The organism is Chryseobacterium sp. C39-AII1 (assembly GCF_039672645.1).
Classification (GTDB): Bacteria; Bacteroidota; Bacteroidia; order Flavobacteriales; family Weeksellaceae; genus Chryseobacterium.
The window spans coordinates 1-1,299 of the sequence record NZ_JBDFPQ010000040.1; the positions used below are offsets into that span (position 1 = coordinate 1).

1 rRNA gene is annotated in these 1,299 nt (G+C 32.9%); it reads right to left on the reverse strand.

The annotated features are described in order from the left end of the window. Positions 1–1,182: 1,182 nt before the first annotated feature. Positions 1,183–1,290 (reverse strand): 5S ribosomal RNA (gene rrf, locus ABEG63_RS21495). Between the last annotated feature and the right edge of the window lie 9 nt (positions 1,291–1,299).

A 1,299-nucleotide genomic window follows, 5' to 3' on the forward strand; every position in this document is an offset into this window, starting at 1 on the left:
TTTAGTGTTTTAGTGTTTTAGTGTTTTAGTGTTTTAGTGTTTTAGTGTTTTAGTGTTTTAGTGTTTTAGTGTTTTAGTGTTTTAGTGTTTTAGCAAAATTAAAGCATATAGAGAACTTCCAAAAAAATTCAGATTATTTTTGATTATTTTTTTATCATTTTTAATTGAAGGTAAGAGACCTAAAATGATCGGTGGACTTAATCCTTTAAAAGTGATTATACTTTTTAAATAAAATACAATAGTATATATTATTCAGATAGTCTCTCGCTGATTTTGCAGAGAGCGCAGATTTTTATCCTGATTTTTAAATTTTGTTTTCTTCCATTATTGATCTCTATACAGTTTGTAATCTCTTTAGGGATCTAGCCTAGGTAGGATATTTATTAAAAAAGGGAATAGAAAAATGATAACCGGATTTTTTATTTTTCAAGATGATGTGATGGGCTATTGTGGATGTTACGGATATTTCTGTGGATAAAAATGGTTCTTCAATAATCTTGATTTATTTTTTAAATTATTATTTCTGAGAACGTTTTAAATCAATTTCTTTTGATTTTCCAAACATCCGTGAGCCACGAAGTGGCGATTTACATCAGGATAGGATGATAATCCTATCCTGATAGATAGATAAAAAGTGAAGACATTGGTTTTGCTGCAACGGGGTTTAGATCCTTCCAGGAGGACAAACGCTCTGTTTAAAGTAAAGCTGTCAAAAAAGAGTAGTTTAATTTTAGATTAAAATGGACGATCAAAGTATAAAATGAATATTTTATATTAACCATTAAGAAGATTTAAGATGTTAAGTGATATTTAAGAAAAACATCAAAGATATTCTAGAAAAGTAAGATGGTTAAAAACAAAATGGTTGCATTAATTAAATGAGTTGGCTTTACTTCGACAAGCTCAGCACAGACTAGCTTCTATTCTCGTAATGATACAAAAAAAGAATAGTTTATATTTTAACAGCTCGCCCCTACGGGGCTCATGATCTCTGCATCACATTGTAATGCTATTAACAGGGCGCTCCTACGGAGCTTTGCAATAGGCAATAGGCAATAGGCAATAGGCAATAGGCAATAGGCAATAGGCAAAGATAACTCTTTGGGTAGGTTTGTTTGGTGATGCTTGAGTTTAGCGCAAAAAAAAGTCTCATACTAATTAAAGTATGAGACTTTTAATAAAAACTGGCGGCGACCTACTCTCCCGCGTTAGCAGTACCATCGGCGCTGGTGGGCTTAACTTCTGTGTTCGGAATGGGAACAGGTGAGCCCCACCGCTAAAACCACCCTAAAGGTTGTA